Consider the following 17,342-nt stretch of genomic DNA (forward strand, 5'->3'; position numbering starts at 1 on the left):
AATGAGTTGAAATTAAGCCCTTTGATACCTGGATAATAACAGGACAAAGGGCTTTTGATTTAAGATTATTTCTTGGATAGAAATCCAATGAAAACAAAGTATTTGATGTTTTTCCATACTTATTTTATCCTTAGGATATATAAGCCAGAGATCCTGTTTTTCAAGCCGAGTGCTGGATTTATATGAAATTTTGAAACAATTAGAGCTTGCCTGCACCTGTATGGTATAGTCAAGTAATTCATATGCTATAATAGAGGTTGTATGATACAGATTTTGATATGTATAAATTAAGTTCTGATATATGAACTATATAGTTCTACGCATGTAAAGTCTAACTTACTCAAGTAGTCACTGAGAATCCTTTTGGCTCATCATATCAACCTTTTTTCTGTATAACTTTAAAGGAAAAAAAGGTTAATAAAAATCGCTCAAAAGGAAACCTCAGAGTCTACTTTCGATCCTTGAATTTTATTGGTGTAGAACTCTATAGCCTAGGAGGATTCATTTTGAAAAAACGAATTTTTTATGTTTCATTCTTTTTCTTAATAATATCTATAATCTTCATCAATGAATATTTAACTGTTGAATACAATATCAACCTTTATGAGTTCTTTAGAAATTCTACCCGCTTAACTTTAGAAGAACGTATATGGCTCAAGGAACACGGAGATATTGTATACGGTGCCGATAACAATTCACCGCCTCTTAGATATGTAGATACAGGTAATGAGCAGTACAGAGGAGTTGTGATTGACTATTTGAGTGCACTATCCATTGAGCTTGGAACAGATATAAAGGTAAAACCTATGGTTTGGGATGAAGCCCTTAAGAGTCTTGCCCGTGGTGAAACAGATATTTGTGACATGTATCCTTCGGAGGAACGTTCAAAGGTCTATCTCTTTTCTGATCCAATCTATTATCAAAGAGGAGTTATACTGGTTCCTAAGGATTACAAAGCAATTAAAAATTATAGGGACCTGAGGAACAAACGGGTAGCTGCCCAAAAAGGAGATTATGTATTGGAGTTTTTAAACTCTAATGTTACTGATGTGGATTACACCTTTACTGCTGATTATCTAGAAGCCTTAAGCCTGCTTAGAGCAGGAGAAGTCGATGCTGTTGTAGGTGACGAACCAGTTATAAGTTACTTCATTGAGGCTTTGGATATAAAGGAGGATTTTGTGATTCTTGAAGATCCCCTTTATGAAAAGGAAAGTGTTCTATCGGTACCTAAATCAGAAAAGATTCTTTTAAATATAATTAATAAGGGAATATATAATCTTAATAAAAAGAATACAATGAGTAAAATACAGCAAAAATGGTTTGGAATCTCTACTCCAATCACTAAAAGCAACTCGAACGAAAAGATGAGTCTAATTATTGCTTTTTTTAGCATGAACATTATGATAGCGTCATATCTCTTCTACACGTGGAATAAGGAACTGAAAAGGGAAGTTGATAAAAGAACAGAAGAGCTATATGTTAGCAGAAACGACTTGCAAACAACCTTCGATGGATTAACACATCTAATGATTGTTCTAAACAAAGATTGTACTATCTCCAGCGTGAATCAATCCTTTTGCGAGGTTATGGGTATAGAAAAAGAAAATGTTATAGGGAAAAACTGCTTTAAATACTTTAGAATGCTTGACAATGAATGTTTAATCCGAAAAACATTTGTTACAAAAACCCAACATCAAAAGGAAATTGAATATCAAAATAAACTTTATGAGGTAACCTCATTTCCTCTAGAGGACAAGCAGGGAATCGTCAATCGAGTACTTGTTATGATGAAGGATGTTACCCAAGTTCGTGTCAGTGAACAACAAATTTTGCATTCAAATAAAATGGCGGCGGTAGGACAATTAGCTGCCGGTGTTGCCCATGAAATTAGAAATCCCCTAGGGGTAATTCGAAACTCCAGCTATCTATTAAAGAAAAACATGAACTCCAATCCAGAAATTGCTAATAAGTCGATTGAGATGATTGAGAAATCAGTTGAACGTGCAAGTAACATTATTGACAACCTGTTGAACTTTTCAAGGCTATCTAGCACTAATTTAAGTGAGGTTAATATGTTGCAGTTTATCAAGGGCATAGTGGAATTGAATAAGAAGGCCATGATGAAGCAGAGCATTGTAGAAAATGTGATGTGTGATCCTTTTTTGAAATGCCGTGTTAATGTAGAAGCCCTAAAGCATATATTGATTAATCTTATTTCCAATGCAATTGACGTTATGCCTAACGGAGGAACCCTGACTATAGAATGTAGTGCAGATGATAAGAATATTAGTATTAGTTGCACCGATACGGGATATGGTATTGATGAAAAGAATTTTGATAAAATATTTAATCCATTCTACACAACAAAGGAACCTGGAAAGGGAACGGGTCTAGGGCTTTTTATAGCATATGACGAAGTGCAGAAAATGGGAGGAAATATTGGAGTAACAAGTGCCTTAGGATATGGGACAACCTTTACTGTAAACCTGCCTTTGAAGGAGGACGAAAAGAATGATCGATAGAAATCAATCATTTAAGATACTTATTGTAGATGACGAACAGGAATATCGAGAGACCTTAACTCTAATTTTAGAGAGTAATGGTTATAAGACGGACGCTGCGAGTAGTGGACATGAGGCTTTAGAAAAACTAAAGCATGAAAACTTTCACCTTGTACTGTCGGATTTTATAATGAGTGGTATGAATGGTGTTGAACTCTTAGAGGCGGTAAAAAGGGATTATAGTGAAACAGAGGTTATAATCTTTACTGGCTATGGGTCTGTGAAGAATGCAGTTGAAGCAATGAAAAAGGGGGCCTTTAGTTACTTTATAAAGAGTCATGATCCAGAAGAACTCTTGATGGAAATAAAGAAGCTGATTAAATTAATTGATCTTGAGCATAGAAACTTAGCCTTGCTTACGGATCAAATAAACCCTCAATTTATGCTAAGCACCTTAAGTGAAAAATTTCAAAAGGCATTGGATGTTGCGAGAAAGGCATCAGCCAGCAATGCGAATATTCTTATTCTGGGAGAATCGGGGGTAGGAAAAGAAGTATTCTCAAGATATATTCATCAGCACAGTGAAAGAAGTGAGGAGCCATTCGTAGCTGTAAATTGCCATGCTTTTTCAGAAACGTTACTTGAATCAGAATTATTTGGACACGAAAAGGGTGCGTTTACTGGTGCTCTAGAACGCAGAATCGGAAGATTTGAGGCTGCCCACGATGGAACCCTTTTCCTTGATGAAATTGGAGATACATCCTTCGATACTCAAGTTAAATTACTAAGAACTATCGAAAATAGGAGGATCGAAAGGATTGGAAGTAATCAGTCGATTGACGTCAATTTCAGGTTGATTTGTGCTACTAATAGAGACATTTATAGCATGGTCAAGGATAATACATTTAGAGAAGATCTATTTTATAGAATCAGTACAATAACAGTGGAGATTCCTCCGCTGAGGGAAAGAAAAGAAGATCTTCCTGAGCTAGTTAGCTTCTTCTTCAAAAAGATAGAAAACGAGCTTAAGAAGGATATAAAGGTAATTGAGCCAGATGTTATGCGCTTTTTATTAAATTATCATTATCCAGGTAATGTAAGGGAACTAAAAAATATTGTGGAAAGGCTAGTAGTTTTGTCTGACAATGGAGTTGTTAGGGCAGAGGACATTCCCGATATTAGGCATACTCGAAATGGTGTTCAAAATAGTGGAGGAATCAAAACACTGAAAGAATTTCGAAGTGAGGCAGAAGCAGACTATATTCAGGAAATTTTAAAGATATGTAATTATAGTATGACTGAGACGGCTAAAAAACTAGATATTAGTAGGCGACAGTTGTTTAATAAACTTACAGAATATGGTTTGAGATGATTAAGAAGTATACAATGATGAGAAAAAAATTTCCTGTAAAATGAGAAAAAAATTTCCCGAACGAAAAAAAGAGGACTTTGGTTCTCTTTTTATTTATTTTTCTCTAAATATTGAAAATACATAACTAGAGGATAATGTTACGGAATGTTAAAAAAATGGCATAGAACTTGCGAAATTATTTTAAGGAGAGGAACTACAAGTCAATGCTATAGATATTCGCTTTTAAAATTTAATAGTTTCAGAGAAAAAATGTAGGAACGTTCATTAGTTTCCCTGAAAATCAAATTAGAGTTTAAAAACGATTATCTTTAATGAAATTATATCTATGTTATTTTAGACTTGTGGTACACAATATCATAAGGAGGAGATTTTTTTTGAATCAATTTATCGGTTTTCTTAATGGCATTATTTGGAGTAAAGCACTTGTATTTCTTTGCTTAGGTGCCGGAGTATACTTTTCAGTATTGATGAAGTTTCCACAAGTACGTCTTATTAAAGATATGGTAAAGCAACTGTTTGGTGGTGGCGATTCGGAATCAGGTGTATCATCATTTCAGTCTTTCGCAATGGCTCTTGGTGGTCGTGTAGGTACAGGTAACATAGCCGGTGTTGCTTCAGCGATTGGTTTTGGTGGTCCTGGTGCAGTATTCTGGATGTGGGCAATCGCTTTCCTAGGTGCAGGTTCAGCTTACGTAGAAGCTGCTTTAGCACAGGTTTGGAAAGAAGAAATGGATGGAGAATACCGTGGTGGTCCTCAATACTTTATCGAAAAAGGTATTGGTCAAAAGTGGTATGCAGTAACCTTCGCAATATCTGCTATTATAGCCATGGGAGTATTTCTTCCAGGTGTACAAGCCAACTCAATTGCTTCGGCAATGAATAATGCATTTGGTATCCCAACAATCGTTAGTGGTATCGTTGTAGCTGGTGCTCTAGCTCTTATCATCTTTGGTGGTGTTAAGCGTATTGGTAAAGCTGCTGAGATACTTGTTCCATTCATGGCGATTGCATATATTATTGTTGCTGTTATCATAATTTTAATGAACGTTGACAAGGTTCCAGGTGTATTTAAATTAATTGTAACTTCTGCATTTAGTACTAAAGCTGCATTTGGTGCAATTATAGGTCAAGCAATCATGTGGGGAGTTAAGCGTGGTATCTACTCAAACGAAGCTGGTCAAGGTACTGGACCAATGGCTGCAGCTGCAGCAGAAGTATCTCACCCTGCTAAGCAAGGTCTTGTTCAGGCATTCTCTGTATACGTTGATACATTATTCGTTTGTTCGGCTACAGCATTTATGATTCTTATCACTGGAACTTATAACACATATGATGGAGCTGGCGGATACTTATTCCAAAATCCTGCTCTTAATGGTGCAGAACCAGGTCCTATATTTACACAAAGTGCTGTTGATACATTAATTCCTGGTTTCGGTAGTATGTTTGTAGCTATTGCATTACTATTCTTCGCATTCACTACATTATTAGCTTACTACTACTATTGTGAATCAAACGTAGCTTACCTTGCTAAGAAGATGAAGAATCACAAGCTTGTATTCAATATTACTCGTGTAGCACTTCTTCTAATGGTAATTTTAGGTTCAATAAACTCTGCAGGTTCGGCTTGGGCCCTTGGTGATGTTGGTGTTGGTCTTATGGCATGGCTTAACATTGTAGCGATAATTATTCTTACAAAGCCAGGTATTGCAACTCTTAAGGATTATGAAGCGCAAAAAGCACAAGGTCTTGATCCTGTATTTGATCCTAGAAAATTAGGAATTAAAAATGCTGATTTTTGGGTTGAGAGATTAAAATCTAAAAAATCATCTGAAAAAATTGGGTAATTATCAGTAAGTGAACTCAAGATAAAAAAATATAAATCTTAAATTAAACGGTGTCCTTGTTTGTGGCACCGTTTAATAGATTTTTTATGATTAAATTATGTTATAATCTGTATAGAGTTCATATAGTAAAACTTAATTTATACATATACAAATACTCAGTGCTTCTAGGAGTTTTGAATAGGTATAAGTTAATAGTTTACTTGAATCTCTATAAGGAAATTAATTATTTAATAGTATAGGGGAATGAAAAATGAAGCGTATACTTATAATAGCAACTGGAGGTACAATTGCATCCTCCGACGAAGGAAATGGACTTACACCACACTATGATGTTTCTGAGTTACTTTCCTTTGTGCCCCATGTAAAAGATAAGTGTAGTGTTACAGGGAAAATGATCATGAATATTGACAGTAGTAATATGACACCGAGCTGTTGGCTGGAAATAGCTAAGGCCATAGAAGCCGATTATGAGGAGTATGATGGATTTGTTATTACCCATGGTACCGATACTATGGCTTACTCATCTGCGGCCTTAACATATATGCTGCAAGGACTAAACAAGCCTGTCATATTAACTGGATCACAATATTCCATCGAAGAAAGATGTACTGATGCTATGCAGAACTTCAATGATGCAATTATTTTTGCCATGGAGGATATTGCAGGAGTATTCGTTGTCTTTGATGGTAAGTTAATTTGTGGTACACGTGCAATGAAGGTAAAGACCAAAAGCTATGATGCCTTTGAAAGCGTTAACTTTCCATATATTGCAGAGATTAAGCATGATAGGATCACATACAATAAATATATTTTGAGATATTTTAAGCCAGGTTTCGATACATTTAACGTAAGGGATAAGGTTTGTGATAACGTAGCTGTAATTAAGCTATTCCCGGGTATTGATCCTGAACTGTTTTCATTTATCCAAAGTCGATATAAGGGCGTCATCATTGAGAGTTTTGGTATAGGTGGTATTCCATTTGAGAACAAGGATATCATTTCTAAGGTAGGAAAAATGACCGATGCCAATATGGCGGTGGTGGTTACAACTCAATGTCTTGAAGAGGGCGTTGATCTAGGAATATATGAAGTGGGAAAAAAATTGCCCGCCAATAAAATAATCTATGCAAGCGATATTAACACAGAGGCTCTTGTAGCAAAGCTTATGTGCGGACTAGGGATGTCGGAGGATATTGCTGAAGTTAAGAAATTTATTGAAACACCTATAATGTTTGATATCAACACAGATTGTTAACCCAATCCTAATAAACATATATAAAGTAGTCATCCATAGATAGAAATATGGATGGCTACTTTATTATAATTAAATAAAAATAGTGATTTTATCCTTGTCTCTTATAAAATATTTAGCCTTAGATTTTTTTTCGTTTACTAATATTTGAGAATCTTTAATCCTCTGTTGTATTTGAGTTCGACTTGTATCTGTTAGATTTTCACTTAAAAGCTTATCCAATCTAACCTTATAGTTGTAATTCTTGATAAAAATATCTATCCTATCGATATTTTTTTCACTGTATTCTGAAATAGAGAATTTATCAATCCTCAGCTCTGGGGCACCTTCATTCTTATATTGTTCATCCTTAAGATATCCATTCTGTTCAAGGGAATCAGGATCACTAAGGCTATTTGACTTATTTGAAAGATACTTGTTCAGAATTTTATTCCACGTATGTCCCTTTTCACATTTATATATAGCGTATTTATATATATTTTTGCCATTAGCATTGTGTCTTCTTACCATAGAATCATAGAAGATAACCTTCCTTCCACAGCTTGAGCAATACCTCTCTACACTATCAATCTTTTCTTCGAATAACTCCCAATTTAATGTTAACTGACTCATTTACCTTACCTCCCGAAATTGTCCAGGCAAGGTAAATAGAATTAGTAGTTTTTATTTTTAATATCATATACAACACCTTACCTGTAGTTAGTTTTTAAAAGTCCCGTTGAAGTTTTCAGTAAATATCGGCATGGGTTCACCTCCTTAGCTTTTAATGGAATTGAAAACAAAAAAATAGAGGCGATTAAAATCGCCTCTGGGGTTAAACTATTAATTTATATCCAATCCAAGTGCTGACAGAATAAATCAAATTGAATATAAAAAAACCATGCATAAAATCAGCATGGTCTATAATTAATATTTATATAGCTAAACAATTTAGAAATACAATAATTTTCAATGCAAGAAAATAGGAATCTTCACTAATTTCTTTGAAATATATTTTGATGTTGTTTAACTATAGATAAAACCCTATGCAAATCTTAATTTTCAACATTGTCAAAGAAAGCATCAAAAAAACAGGCATACTATTTAGACGCCTCAAAAGCTTTCTCTAGAATTATTTATTTCCTCTACTTAACAATGTTAAAAAATAATCTTCTCATAAAGTCAATCTACTCCTTCATTTTGTTTTCATCATTTTGATTATACATGAGCTATACAAAGATGTCAAATCATGGAGAAACCAGCGAACAAATAGTACACAAAAAGATTATTCATACACAGTGATTAATAAATAACTAATGGGATTTGTGATGAAAATGAAATTTTTAAAAGTTTAAATTGCAAAATTGATAAAATAATTAGAAAAAATTAGGATAACGTTTGCCTAAAAACCTGTAATTGCATACAAATATTCATTGTATATGTAAAAAAATTAATAAACCATGAAAAATTTTACTTATCTTCTTGCAAATATTGAAATTTTTCGATAAACATGATAATATATATAGAAGTTAATAAATATTCGTAATTGAATGAAAATTTCATAGTTATCCATGTGATGGTAGCGAGAGATACCCCTAGGGGAGCCGAAGAAGCAATATATAGCCTCTCTCAATCTATATAGAATCTTTCAGGCAAAAGGATCGCTATCGGATGGAACTCTGGAAAGACCTTATAGGCGCCGAAGGAGCAATACAAAACATCTCTCTTGTAGAATCTCTCAGGCAAAGAAACAGAGAAGTATGAGTGACGTTTTATTGTGGATGTCATTCATATTTTTTTCTAAACGGATAGGAAACGCTAATGAGAAAGCAAAAAGATTACCTATGGCAAAAATTGTGGTTTTTTTCACAAATGTGGTAATCGTGATTATAAAATAATCAGAGTGACAATATGGGATTGAAGTTTTAATATTCATTTCACGTATATATTTTGAAAGGAGTGGAAACAAATGCAATGCTGTTGTGGGAAAAAGCAATCTAATATGAGTGATCCTCAGATTGATCTTAAAAAGTTAGATCCTGTACTAGAAAAATATAAGGGTGTGTCTGGGAGTCTTATTAGTATTCTTCAGGCGGTACAAGAAATATATAATTATTTGCCTCGCAGGGCTTTAAATTATGTAGCTGAGGAGACGGGAATAAAGCCATCTAAGATACTAGGCGTAGCAACCTTCTATACTCAGTTTAGACTAGAACCTGTAGGTAAATTTGTTATCATGCTATGTCAAGGGACTGCTTGCCATGTTAATGGATCAAAGGCTATTGAAGAGGCCATTTGTGATGAACTTGGTATAAATGAAGGTGAAACCACAAATGATGATTTATTTACATTAGAAAATGTTGCCTGTCTTGGCTGTTGTAGTTTATCACCGGTTATGATGATTAACGGAGAAACCTATGGAAACCTTACACCTGACAAGGCAAAGGAAATTGTAAGGGATATTAAGAAAAAAGAAGGTCAGGAGGTGTAGAGTATGAAGATAGTTATTGGGCAAGGAAGCTGCGGTATTGCAGCGGGAGCAAATAAAGTTCATAAGGAATTTGAAGATGAAATAAAGAATAAAGGTCTTGATGTAGAGCTTACACTTACTGGCTGTATAGGAATGTGCCATCTAGAGCCAATAGTGGATGTTATAGACGAGAAGAATGAAAAGATCACCTATGTAAAGGTAAATCCAGAGATGGTTACAGAGATAATAACAAAGCATATAGTGGGAAAAGAAGTAGCCCATGAGTATGTTATTAGTGGGAATGATCAAGATATATTGGATAAACAAGAAAGAATTGCCCTAAGAAATTGTGGAATCATCAATCCTGAATATATAGAAGAATATATGAAAGATGACGGATATAAGGCCGCTGAAAAATGTATTAAAGAAATGAGTCCCGATGAGGTAATCGAAGAGATTAAGAAATCTGGACTAAGGGGCAGAGGTGGAGCTGGATTCCCGACATGGTTCAAGTGGAATGCGGCTAGGAAATCTCCAGGAGAAACTAAATATATTGTTTGTAACGCAGATGAGGGAGACCCAGGTGCATTTATGGATAGGAGTATCCTAGAGGGTGATCCCCACAGTTTGATTGAGGGTATGATTATTGGAGGATATGCCATAGGTGCAAAGCAAGGTGTTATCTATGTTAGGGCAGAGTATCCTTTGGCGATAGTTCGCCTTGAAATAGCTATCAAACAAGCCAGAGAAAAGGGCTTCTTAGGTAAGGATATACTTGGTGAAGAAGGATTTGATTTTGATCTAAGGATAAAGGCTGGTGCCGGAGCCTTTGTATGTGGTGAAGAAACAGCTCTTATTGCCTCCTTAGAGGGTGAAAGAGGTATGCCTAGGCTAAAGCCTCCATTCCCAGCTCAAAAAGGATACTGGGGAAAACCTACAAACATAAACAACGTTGAAACCTTTGCAAATGTTCCTTGGATACTTGCAAATGGAGGAAAGGCATTTGCGGCTCTTGGAACTGAAAAAAGTAATGGGACTAAGGTTTTTGCCCTCACTGGAAAGATAGAAAAGGGCGGTTTGGTAGAAGTACCTATGGGAATGACTCTAAAAGAAATTATTTTCGATATAGGCGGAGGAATTAAAGATAATAAGGAGTTTAAGGCCGTTCAAATGGGAGGTCCTTCAGGGGGCTGTATTCCTTCGCAGCTTTTAGAAACTCCCGTTGATTATGATTCAATAAATAAGACCGGGGCTATCATGGGGTCCGGTGGAATGGTTGTTATGGATGAGACTACATGTATGGTAGACATGGCACGTTTCTTCCTAGAGTTTACCCGTAAAGAGTCCTGTGGTAAATGTATATATTGTAGAATCGGTACAAAGAGAATGCTGGAAATCCTTACTCGTATCTGTGATGGAGAAGGAAGGGATGGAGATATCGAGCTATTAGAAGAATTGGGTGTGAAGATAAAGGAAGGATCACTATGTGGTCTTGGACAGACGGCTCCAAATCCAGTTCTTAGTACTATCAGATATTTTAGAGACGAATATGAAAGTCATATATATGATAATAAATGTCCTTCTAAACAGTGCGTCAATCTCCTTACCTATAGTATTTTGGAAGATAAATGTATAGGATGTACGCTTTGCGCTAGGAAGTGTCCTGTTGATGCAATTACCGGCGAGACAAAGCAGACCCATAGAATAGATGAAGAGAAATGTATTAAATGCGGTCAGTGTGAAAAAGTATGTAAATTCAATGCAGTTAAAGTAATGTAGGTAGATAGGGGTGAAAAGTATGTCACAGATAAGATTGAATATAAATGGAAGAGAAGTCTTAGGATATAATGGCCAAACAATACTGGAGATTGCAAGGGCAAATAATGTAGAAATACCTACCCTCTGCTATGATGAAAGAGTTGAGGTTTATGGATCTTGTGGACTTTGTGTTGTGGAAATAGAAGGGATTCCAAAGCTGCTCAGAGCATGTGCCACCCAGGCAAGTGATGGAATGGTGATTCAGACAAATACAACTAGAGTTAGGGAGTCGAGAAAAACAGCACTTGAGTTACTCCTTTCCGACCATGTTGGAGACTGTCGCCCACCGTGTGTTTCGGCGTGTCCTGCTAATACTGACTGTCAAGGATATGTTGGACTTATCGCAAATGGTGAGTACAAAGAGTCTCTTAAACTCATAAAGGAGCAACTGCCACTACCGGCAAGTATAGGAAGGGTGTGTCCTCATCCTTGTGAAGATGCCTGTAGAAGACAGCTTGCAGATGAACCTGTATCTATCGCATGGCTGAAGAGCTTTGTAGCTGATATAGATCTTAAGGATGAAGAAGAATTTATACCAGAAATTAAGGAAGCTACAGGTAAAAGAGTTGCAGTTATAGGTGGAGGTCCTGGTGGACTTACGTCGGCATATTATCTTGCTAAGGAAGGACATAAGGTTGTAATATTTGAAGCAATGCCGGAAATGGGGGGAATGCTTAGATATGGTATACCTCAATATCGTTTGCCTAAGGAAGTTCTTAATAAAGAAATAAGTATCATCGAAAAAATGGGCGTAAAGATGGTTACAAACATAAGGATTGGTCAGAGCGTAGAGCTTAGTCATATAAGAAAGACCTTCGACGCAGTGTATGTTTCTATAGGAGCATGGAAAAGTGCCAGCTTAAACTGTCCTGGTTCAGATTTAGAAGGGGTTATTGGAGGTATCAACTTCCTAACCAAGTTTGCGATAAATGAACCTATCAGAACCGGCGACAGAATAGCGGTAGTAGGCGGAGGAAATACTGCCATGGATGCCTGTAGAACAGCCATAAGACTAGGAGCTAAGGAAGTTTATTTATTATATCGTAGAACAAAGGAAGAAATGCCTGCAGATTATAGCGAAATTGTTGAAGGTCAGGAAGAGGGTGTAACCTTTAAATACCTTGTAAATCCGATTGAGATAATTGGTGAGGATGGGAAGGTAAAGAAGGTAAGACTTCAGAAGATGAAACAGGGTAAGCCAGATAAAAGTGGAAGAAGAAGACCTGTACCTATCGAAGGAGAAGAAGAAATCATCGAAGTAGATTCAGTTATTTGTTCTATAGGACAGAAGGTTAATAGTGATGGTTTTGAGGAACTAGATATTACCGATTGGGGAACAATAAATGCCGATGAAAATAGCTACCAAACAAATCTATCCGGAGTATTTGCCGGTGGAGATGCCACTAATAAGGGAGCTGGCATAGCTATAGAGTCCATCGGGGAAGCCAAAAGGGCAGCTGAGGTTATATGTAGATACCTTGAGGGTGAGATTATCCCATATAAAAAGCCTTACTATGTTGAAAGACATGATCTTACAGAAGAAGATTTCAAGGATATAGAAAGAGCTTATAGACCTCCAATGCCTCATCTTTCACCGGAAGTAAGAAAGCAGAATTTTGAAGAGGTTGTAGAGGGTTACAGTGTGGAAGCAGCTAAGCAGGATGCCATGAGATGTCTTGAATGTGGATGCCATGACTTCTTTGAATGTGAGCTTATAAAATATGCCAACGAATATGATGTTAAGCCTGAAAGGATTACCGGTGAAGTTCATAAACGAGAAATAGATGATGGTCACCCGTTCATCTCTAGGAACGTAGACAAATGTATTCTTTGCGGTCTATGTGTAAGGGTTTGTGACGAAGTTATGGGAATATCTGCACTAGGCCTAGTAGATAGAGGTTTTGATACTGTAGTTAAGCCTGGTCTTGATATACCTCTTAAGGAAACAGATTGTATATCCTGTGGACAGTGTATCAGTGTGTGTCCAACGGGAGCTCTTGGAGAAAGACTTGCAATAGACAAATCTGTACCTATGAGAACAAAGGAAACCCATACGGTTTGTTCTGGATGTAGTGTTGGTTGTAACATGAATCTAAACACTAAGGGTGATTTATTAGTACGATCCCTTCCTGATAAAAATAGCAAGGTAGATGATGGACTTCTATGTGTGAAGGGAAGGTTTGGATTCGATACTGCTAAGAAGGGTGCAAGGATTACAAAGCCACTAGTTCGTAAGGAAGGTACTTTGCAGGAGGTTTCCTGGGAGGAAGCAGCTCTGCATGTTGCAAAGAAGGCAAAGAGTCTTACTCTGCTTTATGGAAGCAGCTCCTTAGCTTTATCAGTTTCTGATAGGTATACGAATGAAGAGATATATCTGGTTTCTAAGTTTGCTAAGGATGTACTAAAAACAGATAATATAGTTTCCTTCAATAGTTTACAAAGTGGTATTAAAGATGTGCTGGGATATGATGCTTCAACTAACACCTTTAATGAAATCCTTGGAGCTGAAACAATTGTATTGATTGGTTCTGATGTAATGAAGAATCACACTATAGTTGGATTAAAGATTAAGAAGGCTGTAGAAGATGGGTCAAAGCTTATATCAATCAATCCTTCTAAGACTCAAGCCGATGAATGGTCCTATAAAAATGTTAAGCCAGATAACAATATAGGACTTCTAAAGGAAATAGCAAAGGCTCTAATCGATAGTGGATTTAAACCAGCCGAAGGGAAAGCAGTAGGCTTTGAGGAGCTTAAGGCAAGCCTTGAAGACATAGAGGTAAGTGCAGCTGCTAGGGAAATAGCTGAGGTTTATGGAAAAGCAAAGAAGGCCATGATCGTGTTTGAACAGAACAATCTTACGGCAGACGCGGCAAAAATGATTGCAAATATAGCTGTTATAGCTGGACATATAGGTAAAGCCCGTAGTGGTATTATACAGCTTAAGGCTAACAATAACAGTCAGGGTCTTGTGGATATGGGTGTTTGTAAAGCTTCCGATGAAGTTGTTGATAGTATTGAAAGGAAGGATATTAAGGGATTATTAGTATTTGGAGAGGATATATCTGCAGTAGATTTAACTAATCTAGAATTCCTAATGGTTCAAGATACTCATATAACTGAAACCGCAGAAAAAGCAGATGTTGTATTACCGGCTGTTGGATTTGCAGAGTCTAGAGGAACATTTACGAGTAGTGAGAGAAGAATACAAAAAATAGACCAAGCTATACCTCCTCTTACAGAATTGGAGAACTGGCAGGTGGTAATAAAGCTAGCTAATGCGCTGAGTACTAATTTAGAATATATAAGCTCTGATGATATATTAGAAGAAATATCTATGAATATACCTGAGTACTTTAAGGTGAATAAGCAGACGGAAACAAGTACATTCTGGCCGGTTAATAAGAACCCTATTCTTTATACAAACGGGAATGGATTTAACTTCTCCGATAAGAAGGCTAGACTTAAAGTCGCTAAAGACGGCAAAATGTTTGAAAAGATTATTAACACTAACAATTTGATAAAAAGCTTTGAAAAGAGGTTAGAGGCAGAAGAGATAATCTAGATGTTTCAATTCAGAAGTTTTTCAAAATAAAACCACTGAAAAAGTATATATTGTTATTAAGTATGAAGATATGATATGGGGACTGGTACAACAGACATACAATATTTCTAGTATGTCTGGGTGCCTGTCCCTTTCATATTAACGTAAATTGAAGTAAAAAAACTGTTTTTTAAGAAGTTTCTTCTAATACCTTCCAGTTTGCATTATACTCTTGATAAGTAGCAGTGATATAGAGTATAATATCTACAAATAAATACAAATTTCTACAAAATTTTCAATTCGTGAAATACATATCATCTATTCAAGAGAAAATGGCGAAAACTCAAGGCTTTGAGGATTCTAAACCTTGTGTTTTTTTCTGAAATTTTTGAACCAAGATTTTAGGCTTTTGGGGGTGCATTATGTTAAAAATATTTAACTCTGGTAAGCTAACGAAGAAAATTTCCTGTAATGATTTAAACTTTCAAGATATGATTCAAAGCAAGCATACTCAAATCAGCCCAGCCAAGACAGCTCTTAAAATTGCTGCTTTTTATATAGTTATAGGAAGCTTATGGATATTGTTGTCGGATAAGCTCTTAGAAATATTGGTTGAGGACACAAAAAAAATCCAGATACTTCAAACCTATAAGGGATGGCTTTATATCATCATAACAGGAGCACTGTTGTTTTTAAGGATAAGGAAGTCCCTAGTAAAAATCGAAGTGGTTTCTAATAAGCTATTTCGAAGCTATGAAGAGCTCAATTCAGCCTATGAAGAGCTGATAGCCACTGAAGAAGATTTGAATAATCGTTTCCAGCAGCTTAAATCAAGCCAAGATGCCTTAGCGGAAAGCGAAGCAAGATATCACTTAGCTGTTATGGCCGCGAAGGATGGAATATGGGATTGGGACTTAAGAAACGATAGACGTTTTTTCTCTATTCGTTGTAAGGAAATGCTAGGTTACGATGCTTCTGAGTTGGAATACAACTTTGAAATTTGGAAGGACCTGTTACATCCTTTGGATAAGGAGGATGCATTAAAAAGTCTGAACGATTACCTAGATAAAAAAATAGATAATTATGCGAATACATATAGGCTAAGAACGAAAAATGGAGATTATAAGTGGATACTAAGTAGGGGAGAAGCCATATGGGATGAGAATGGAAGACCAATAAGGATGGCAGGATCCCACACAGATATAACTGAACAAAAGAAATATGAAGAAAGAGTATTGAGTTTAGCTTACTATGATTTGATAACAGGACTTCCGAATCGTGCGATGTTTGAAAAGGAACTTAACTCCATGATATTTAAAGCTAAAGAAAAGGGCGAAAAGTTTGCTCTATTATATCTAGATCTAGATGATTTTAAAAAGGTAAATGATACCCTTGGCCATGATTATGGAGATAAATTGTTAAAAATGGTAGCAAGTGAGTTCATGAAACATAAAAAAACAAATGAAATACTAGCCCGACTAGGTGGAGATGAATTTGCACTAATGGTTCCAGATGTAAAGGATATGAATAAAGTACATAATATATCAAATGAAATTATTAATGCTTTGAATAGACCTTGGATATTAAATTCTCAAGAGTTCTACATATCAGCAAGTATAGGGATTGCCATTTTCCCAGATCATGGGGAGGATTACCAGAGTCTATACAAAAGCGCTGATACTGCAATGTACTCTGCTAAGGAAAAGGGAAAAAGATCCTATGAGATATATAAACAAGAGATGTATATGCAGAAAATACAGCTTGTCGATATGGAAAAGAGTTTAAGATACGCGGTGAAGAATAACGAGTTTATTCTTAATTATCAATCTATGATTAATTTGAAAAATGATGAAATAAATGCTGCCGAGGCTTTAATTAGATGGGTGCATCCTAAAAAAGGCTTGATATCACCGGTTAATTTTATACCCATAGCGGAGAAAACGGGAATTATTAAGGAAATTGGAAAATGGACCATAGCAACGGGTTGTGAGCAAAATAAAGTCTGGATAGATAAAGGGTATAAACCTATAAAATTATCTATAAATATTTCTGCATTGGAATTTAAGCAAAATAATTTAGTCCAAAATATAAAGACTATTTTAGAAGAAACAGGACTTGATAGCAAATACATAATATTTGAAATAACTGAAAATACTGCTCTGGAAGACTTAGATCATACAATAAAAATTCTTAATGAGCTAAAGGAAATGAATATAAAAATTGCCCTAGATGACTTTGGTACGGGATATTCTTCGCTAAATTATTTAAAGCAATTGCCAATTGATTATCTGAAATTAGATAAATCATTTATAAAAAATGTAACTACTAAATCGAAGGATCAAGCAATAACTAAGTCTTTAATTGATTTAGCACATGAAATTGGCTTGGAGGTAATTGCTGAAGGGATAGAAACAGAAGAGCAGTATCGCTATTTAAAAGAAATTAATTGTGATATAGGACAGGGTTACTTCTTTAATAAACCTTCTTCTACTGAAGAGTTTGAAAGGATGTTTTAACTAAAGGACTCAATCCCACTACCTTGTAGGCAGTGGGATTGAG

General features: G+C 35.8%; 9 protein-coding genes and 2 riboswitches. Of the genes, 8 read left to right on the forward strand and 1 reads right to left on the reverse strand.

The window, feature by feature from the left end:
• Positions 1-506 precede the first annotated feature (506 nt).
• From R9X47_RS17160 to R9X47_RS17175, 4 genes are all read left to right on the forward strand, one after another.
• Complete coding sequence (locus R9X47_RS17160) at positions 507-2,525, forward strand: transporter substrate-binding domain-containing protein (protein ID WP_432662249.1); 2,019 nt, start codon at positions 507-509, stop codon at positions 2,523-2,525.
• A complete protein-coding gene (locus tag R9X47_RS17165) occupies positions 2,515-3,876 on the forward strand; it encodes a sigma-54-dependent transcriptional regulator (RefSeq protein WP_432662250.1) in 1,362 nt (453 codons plus the stop codon). The genes R9X47_RS17160 and R9X47_RS17165 overlap by 11 nt, the downstream gene beginning before the upstream one ends.
• 374 nt (positions 3,877-4,250) lie before the next feature.
• Positions 4,251-5,720, forward strand: coding sequence for an alanine/glycine:cation symporter family protein (locus tag R9X47_RS17170; RefSeq protein ID WP_432662251.1), 1,470 nt, complete (start codon positions 4,251-4,253; stop codon positions 5,718-5,720).
• 250 nt (positions 5,721-5,970) lie between these two features.
• Positions 5,971-6,975: an asparaginase gene (locus tag R9X47_RS17175; RefSeq protein WP_432662252.1), complete on the forward strand. Its 1,005-nt coding sequence runs from the start codon at positions 5,971-5,973 to the stop codon at positions 6,973-6,975.
• Positions 6,976-7,044: 69 nt separating this feature from the next.
• On the opposite strand, the gene R9X47_RS17180 is transcribed toward R9X47_RS17175, so the two are convergent.
• The gene (locus R9X47_RS17180; protein WP_432662253.1) at positions 7,045-7,584 is read right to left on the reverse strand and encodes a S4 domain-containing protein; all 540 of its coding nucleotides are present in this window, start codon (positions 7,582-7,584) and stop codon (positions 7,045-7,047) included.
• A 940-nt stretch (positions 7,585-8,524) separates the two neighbouring features.
• Positions 8,525-8,625: riboswitch (glycine riboswitch) on the forward strand.
• Positions 8,626-8,628: 3 nt separating this feature from the next.
• A riboswitch (glycine riboswitch) is annotated at positions 8,629-8,707 on the forward strand.
• Positions 8,708-8,920: 213 nt separating this feature from the next.
• Here R9X47_RS17180 and nuoE point away from each other — a divergent pair.
• The 4 genes from nuoE (at position 8,921) to R9X47_RS17200 (ending at position 17,299) form a co-directional block, all read left to right on the forward strand.
• Positions 8,921-9,442, forward strand: a complete 522-nt coding sequence (nuoE, locus tag R9X47_RS17185) for an NADH-quinone oxidoreductase subunit NuoE (RefSeq protein ID WP_432662254.1) — start codon at positions 8,921-8,923, stop codon at positions 9,440-9,442.
• A gap of 3 nt (positions 9,443-9,445) precedes the next feature.
• Entirely contained in the window at positions 9,446-11,200 is a 1,755-nt protein-coding gene (gene nuoF, locus R9X47_RS17190) for an NADH-quinone oxidoreductase subunit NuoF (protein WP_432662255.1), read from the forward strand.
• A 19-nt stretch (positions 11,201-11,219) separates the two neighbouring features.
• Positions 11,220-14,804 carry a molybdopterin-dependent oxidoreductase gene (locus tag R9X47_RS17195; RefSeq protein WP_432662256.1) on the forward strand — a complete coding sequence of 1,195 codons (3,585 nt, stop codon included), beginning with the start codon at positions 11,220-11,222 and terminating at the stop codon, positions 14,802-14,804.
• A gap of 401 nt (positions 14,805-15,205) precedes the next feature.
• The gene (locus tag R9X47_RS17200; RefSeq protein WP_432662257.1) at positions 15,206-17,299 is read left to right on the forward strand and encodes a putative bifunctional diguanylate cyclase/phosphodiesterase; all 2,094 of its coding nucleotides are present in this window, start codon (positions 15,206-15,208) and stop codon (positions 17,297-17,299) included.
• Positions 17,300-17,342: the final 43 nt, after the last annotated feature.

This window comes from Wukongibacter baidiensis (genome assembly GCF_050888315.1).
Taxonomy (GTDB): Bacteria; Bacillota; Clostridia; order Peptostreptococcales; family Caminicellaceae; genus Wukongibacter; species Wukongibacter baidiensis.

Coding starts and splice junctions, on each gene's coding strand:
- R9X47_RS17165 (WP_432662250.1), top strand. CDS start 2,515: ATGATCGATAGAAATCAATCATTTAAGATACTTATTGTAGATGACGAA.
- R9X47_RS17180 (WP_432662253.1), bottom strand. CDS start 7,584: ATGAGTCAGTTAACATTAAATTGGGAGTTATTCGAAGAAAAGATTGAT.
- nuoF (WP_432662255.1), top strand. CDS start 9,446: ATGAAGATAGTTATTGGGCAAGGAAGCTGCGGTATTGCAGCGGGAGCA.
- R9X47_RS17175 (WP_432662252.1), top strand. CDS start 5,971: ATGAAGCGTATACTTATAATAGCAACTGGAGGTACAATTGCATCCTCC.
- nuoE (WP_432662254.1), top strand. CDS start 8,921: ATGCAATGCTGTTGTGGGAAAAAGCAATCTAATATGAGTGATCCTCAG.
- R9X47_RS17200 (WP_432662257.1), top strand. CDS start 15,206: ATGTTAAAAATATTTAACTCTGGTAAGCTAACGAAGAAAATTTCCTGT.
- R9X47_RS17195 (WP_432662256.1), top strand. CDS start 11,220: ATGTCACAGATAAGATTGAATATAAATGGAAGAGAAGTCTTAGGATAT.